The organism is uncultured Nocardioides sp. (genome assembly GCF_902805925.1).
Lineage (GTDB): Bacteria > Actinomycetota > Actinomycetes > Propionibacteriales > Nocardioidaceae > Nocardioides.
Genome location: NZ_CADCUP010000167.1, coordinates 1 through 4,913 on the forward strand (window position 1 = coordinate 1; position 4,913 = coordinate 4,913).

General features: G+C 73.6%; 6 protein-coding genes and 1 pseudogene. 6 read left to right on the forward strand and 1 reads right to left on the reverse strand.

Annotated features, from left to right (window positions below; translation table 11 throughout):
* A partial coding sequence (locus QZX64_RS12065) for a GNAT family N-acetyltransferase (RefSeq protein WP_295660141.1) occupies positions 1-193 on the reverse strand: 193 nt, incomplete at its 3' end.
* Positions 194-237: 44 nt separating this feature from the next.
* On the opposite strand from QZX64_RS12065, the gene QZX64_RS12070 reads away from it, so the two are divergent.
* The 6 genes and pseudogenes from QZX64_RS12070 to QZX64_RS12095 all read left to right on the forward strand — a co-directional run.
* Positions 238-1,362, forward strand: a complete 1,125-nt coding sequence (locus QZX64_RS12070) for a bifunctional 2-polyprenyl-6-hydroxyphenol methylase/3-demethylubiquinol 3-O-methyltransferase UbiG (RefSeq protein WP_295660143.1) — start codon at positions 238-240, stop codon at positions 1,360-1,362.
* A complete protein-coding gene (locus QZX64_RS12075; RefSeq protein WP_295660145.1) occupies positions 1,359-1,553 on the forward strand; it encodes a DUF3046 domain-containing protein in 195 nt (64 codons plus the stop codon). The genes QZX64_RS12070 and QZX64_RS12075 overlap by 4 nt, the downstream gene beginning before the upstream one ends.
* Positions 1,550-2,797 carry an MFS transporter gene (locus QZX64_RS12080; protein WP_295660147.1) on the forward strand — a complete coding sequence of 416 codons (1,248 nt, stop codon included), beginning with the start codon at positions 1,550-1,552 and terminating at the stop codon, positions 2,795-2,797. The genes QZX64_RS12075 and QZX64_RS12080 overlap by 4 nt, the downstream gene beginning before the upstream one ends.
* Positions 2,798-2,982: 185 nt before the next feature.
* A complete protein-coding gene (gene recA, locus QZX64_RS12085; RefSeq protein ID WP_295660150.1) occupies positions 2,983-4,032 on the forward strand; it encodes a recombinase RecA in 1,050 nt (349 codons plus the stop codon).
* Positions 4,016-4,594: a regulatory protein RecX gene (locus tag QZX64_RS12090; RefSeq protein ID WP_295660153.1), complete on the forward strand. Its 579-nt coding sequence runs from the start codon at positions 4,016-4,018 to the stop codon at positions 4,592-4,594. Before recA ends, QZX64_RS12090 begins: the two co-directional genes overlap by 17 nt.
* Before the next feature lie 48 nt (positions 4,595-4,642).
* Positions 4,643-4,913 (forward strand): annotated as a pseudogene (locus QZX64_RS12095) (N-acetyltransferase); the annotation flags it as partial.

The window sequence follows — 4,913 nt, forward strand, 5'->3', positions numbered from 1 at the left end:
TGTGCGCGTCGTCGACGGCCACCAGCGCCAGGTCTCCGGGCGCGCTGCTCCCGACGTACGGCAGCCACGCGTCGTGCGAGCGGGGCTCCACGTCGAAGGTGGCGTAGCCCTCGCGGGCCTCGCGACCGTAGATCGACGCCAGGGCCGGGATGTCTTCGGTCGTCGCCGCCCGCACGGAGAAGTCGGCTGCCATGGGCGCATGCTGCCACTGTCGGAACCCGCTGGTTGAATGGCGGCGTGGCGATCGAACCCGACACCAAGGACTGGACCTGGGTGCTGGAGCGCTCGTGTCCCGACTGCGGGTTCACCTCGGCCGCGCACGGTGTCGCAGACCTCCCCGACCTGCTGCGGAGCACCACGGCCACCTGGTCGCGGGTGCTCCGCGGGCCCGACGTGCGCGAGCGCCCCGACCCTTCGACCTGGTCGCCGCTGGAGTACGCCTGCCACGTCCGCGACGTGCACCGGGTCTTCGCCGAGCGCGTCGCCCTGATGCTCGCGCAGGACGCCCCCGCCTTCGCCGGCTGGGACCAGGACGCCACCGCACTGGAGTCCGACTACGCCGCCGCGGACCCCGCCGAGGTCGACGTCGACCTCATCGAGGCGGCCGGCACGGTCGCCGGCCTCTACGCCACTGTGACCGACGAGACGGCGGGGCGCACCGGCAGCCGCAGCGACGGGAGCCGGTTCACGGTCACGACGCTGGGCCGCTACCACCTCCACGACGTCGTCCACCACCTCCACGACGTCGGGCACGACCCTTGCAGCGTCACCATCCGCTCCTACGACGCCCACGCGGCCGCCTACCGCGACGCGAGCGCCGTCATGGGCGAGCCGCTGCGGGCCACCGCCGAGGCCTTCGCGCAGCGACTGGGCGCCGGCGCGCGCGTCCTGGAGATCGGCTCCGCCGGGGGTCGTGACGCACTGGTCCTCGAGGCCGCCGGGCTGCGGGTGCGCCGCACCGACATCACGCCCGCCTTCGTGGGGCTGCTCCGGGCGTCCGGTCACGAGGCCGAGGTGCTCGACCCTCTCCACGACGACCTCGGCGAGCCCGGGAGCGTCGACGGGGTGTGGGCCAGCGCCTGCCTCCTGCATGTCGACCGTGCCGACCTGCCGACCGTGCTGTCGCGGCTGGCGGAGGTCGTGCGCCCCGAGGGGCTGCTCCACGTCTCCCTCAAGGAGGGCGACGGGGAGGTGTGGTCCACCCACGGCAGCATCCGCGCCCCGCGACACTTCGTGCGCTGGCGCGAGGAGCCGCTGCGCACGGTGCTGGACACGGCCGGGTGGCAGGTCGAGGCGCTGACGCGCCCGACCGGCCGCACCGGGGAGCCGTGGATCGACGTGGTCGCGAGCCGTCGGCGATGAGGCACACCGAGTTCTGGGCGCGGATGGAGGAGGCGCTGGGCGAGTCCTACGCCCACGCCTGGGCCGAGCTCACCGTCATCGGAGAGCTGGGCAGCCGCACCGTCGAGGAGGCGCTCGCCGCCGGTGAGCCCCCCAAGAGGGTGTGGGCGGCCGTGTGGCGGATGCTCGACCTGCCCGACAGGATGCGATGACGCCCGACCTGGCGGCGGTCCAGCGACGCACCGTCCGGGTGCTGGTCGCGGGCCAGGCGATCGGCGCCGTCGGCATCACGATCGGCGTGGCCACCGCCTCGCTGCTGGCACGCGACATCTCCGGCTCCGACACCCAGGCCGGGCTCGCGCAGACCACGCAGGTCCTCGGCGCCGCCGTCGCGGCGTACCTCCTGGCCCGGATCATGTCGCACCGCGGGCGTCGCGCGGGCCAGGTGACCGGCCTGCTGGTCGGCGCCGCGGGGGCATTGCTGGCGGTGCTGGCCGGCGTGGTCGAGTCGATGGCGCTGCTCCTCGTGGGGGCGGCCCTGCTGGGCGCCACGACCGCCGCCAACGCCGGGGCCCGGTACGCCGCCACCGACCTGGCGCCCGAGGCGACCCGGGCCCAGGCGCTGTCGACCGTGGTGTGGGCCACCACCGTCGGCGCGGTGCTGGGGCCCAACCTCACCGGGCCGGCCGGCACGCTCGCCGACCGGCTGGGCATCCCGCCGCTCACCGGTCCCTTCCTGCTGGGCGGCGTCGGCATGCTGCTGGCCGCGGCCGTCTACGCCGTCTTCCTGCGGCCCGATCCGCTGCTCGCGGCCCGGGCCGCCGCAGGCACCGGCGCGCACCGGCCCATCGGCACCTCGTGGGGCCGCGCCGTCGACGCCGTGCGCCGGGCCCCGGCACTGGGCGCCGCGATCGGCGGCATCGCCGCGGCGCACGCGGTGATGATCTCGGTGATGATCATGACCCCGCTCCACATGGAGCACGGCGGCGCGGAGCTGCGGGTGATCGGGTTCGTGATCTCCGTCCACGTGCTCGGCATGTTCGCGTTCTCGCCGCTCGTCGGCCTCGCCGCCGACCGCCTCGGCCGGCCGGCGGTGCTGCTCGTGGGCGCCGGGGTGCTGGTCGTCTCCCTCGTGCTCTGCGCGCGCTCGCCCGAGGGCTCGTCCTGGCAGATCTTCGCCGGGCTGTTCCTGCTGGGCCTGGGCTGGTCGTGCGCGACGGTCGCCGGGTCGACGCTGGTCGCCGACCTGGCGCCGCTCGAGGTGCGCACCGACGTGCAGGGCGCCTCCGACATGACCATGCAGCTGACCGCGGCGGCCGCCGGCGCCGTCGCCGGGGTGGTCGTGGGCACGTGGGGCTACGCCGCGCTCAACGCCTTCGCGGGCGTGCTGGCGTGCGGGGTGGTCGCCGCGGGCGTGGTGAGCGGGCGGCCGGCCGGCCACCGCGTCGGCGTCTGAGAGGACTCCGCGACACGCCGCCCGGCAGGGATCGGTCGAACACGTGTTCGGCTATCGTTGGCTGCACGGGTACGACGCCCGGCCGAGGTTCTCCACAGGCTTCGACACTCCTGACCAGGGACTGTCGGTGGCTCGGCCTAGCGTCGCCGACGTACCCGACACCGACACTCACAAAGGACAGGCACATGGCTGCAGACCCCCGCGACAAGGCGCTCGACGCCGCCCTCGCGAACATCGAGAAGCAGTTCGGCAAGGGCTCGGTCATGCGACTGGGCGACGAGACGCGCGCCCCGCTCGAGGTGATCCCCACCGGGGCCATCTCCCTCGACGTCGCCCTCGGCCTGGGCGGTCTGCCCCGCGGCCGCGTCGTCGAGATCTACGGCCCCGAGTCCTCCGGAAAGACCACGGTCGCGCTGCACGCGGTGGCCAACGCGCAGGCCGCCGGCGGCATCGTCGCCTTCATCGACGCCGAGCACGCGCTCGACCCCGACTACGCCAAGGCCCTGGGCGTCGACACCGACGCGCTGCTGGTCTCCCAGCCCGACTCCGGTGAGCAGGCGCTGGAGATCGCCGACATGCTGATCCGCTCGGGCGCGCTGTCGCTGATCGTCATCGACTCGGTGGCCGCCCTGGTGCCCCGTGCCGAGATCGAGGGCGAGATGGGCGACAGCCACGTCGGGCTGCAGGCCCGGCTGATGAGCCAGGCGCTGCGCAAGATGACCGGTGCCCTCAACAACTCCGGCACCACGATGATCTTCATCAACCAGCTGCGCGAGAAGATCGGCGTCATGTTCGGCTCGCCCGAGACCACCACGGGCGGCAAGGCGCTGAAGTTCTACTCCTCCGTGCGCCTCGACGTGCGCCGCATCGAGACCCTCAAGGACGGCACCGACATGGTCGGCAACCGCACCCGGGTCAAGGTCGTCAAGAACAAGGTCGCGCCGCCGTTCAAGCAGGCCGAGTTCGACATCATGTACGGCAAGGGCATCTCCCGCGAGGGTGGCCTGATCGACGTCGGCGTCGAGGCTGGCCTCGTGCGCAAGGCCGGCGCCTGGTACACCTACGAGGGCGACCAGCTCGGCCAGGGCAAGGAGAACGCCCGCACCTTCCTCAAGGACAACCCCGACCTCGCCAACGAGCTCGAGAAGAAGATCCTCGAGAAGCTCGGGGTGGGTGCACAGGTCGACCAGCCGGGTGACCTCTCCGATGAGCCGATCGGTGTCGACAGCTTCTGAGCGGTGGCGCGGCGACGTCTCCGACGGCGTCGCCGCGTGGACCGGCACCGCCCAGCCTCCACACGCCCTGCCTCCCGATCCGGTGGGCGACGGCCCCGAGGCCGACCAGGAGGCCGTCGCCCGCAAGATCCTGCTCGACCAGCTCACCGGTCGGGCCCGGACCCGGCACCAGCTGGCGGAGAAGCTCGCGCAGAAGAACGTGCCGGAGGAGCTGGCCACCCGGCTCCTCGACCGGTTCGAGGAGGTCGGGCTCGTCGACGACGAGGCCTTCGCCCGCGAGTGGGTCCAGCAGCGCAGCACCGGCCGTGGGCTCGCCCGGCGTGCGCTGGCGCACGAGCTGCGGCGCAAGGGCATCGACGACGACGTGGCCCGGGAGGCGCTCGAGGAGCTCGACGCCGACGACGAGCGGGAGACCGCACGAGAGCTGGTGCGCCGCAAGCTGCGGTCGGTGCAGGGGCTCGACCACGACAGGGCCACCCGTCGCCTGGTCGGCATGCTGGCGCGCAAGGGCCACTCGCCCGGCGTGGCCTACGCCGTCGTGAAGGAGGCGCTCGAGCGGTAGGTTGCCGGACATGCCACGACGCCCGACGCAGCGCGACCGGGTGGCGCCGTGAGCACCCGCCTCAGCGTCGTGCACGGCGACCGGGAGCTCGACGGCACGGTGCGCGAAGGCGAGTCGTGGGCGGCCGCCGCGCGCCGTACGAGTGCGACGCTCACCGGCGAGCCGGCGCCGGTCGACCTGTCGAGCGAGGTGAAGCGGTTCGTGATCGACCACGACGTCGTGGTGTCGCTGAGGGCGATGTCGCGCGGCGACCTGCCCCTGATGACGCGGTGGCGGCAGGCCGGGAACGTGCAGCGGTGGTGGGCCGCTGCCGGCGAGC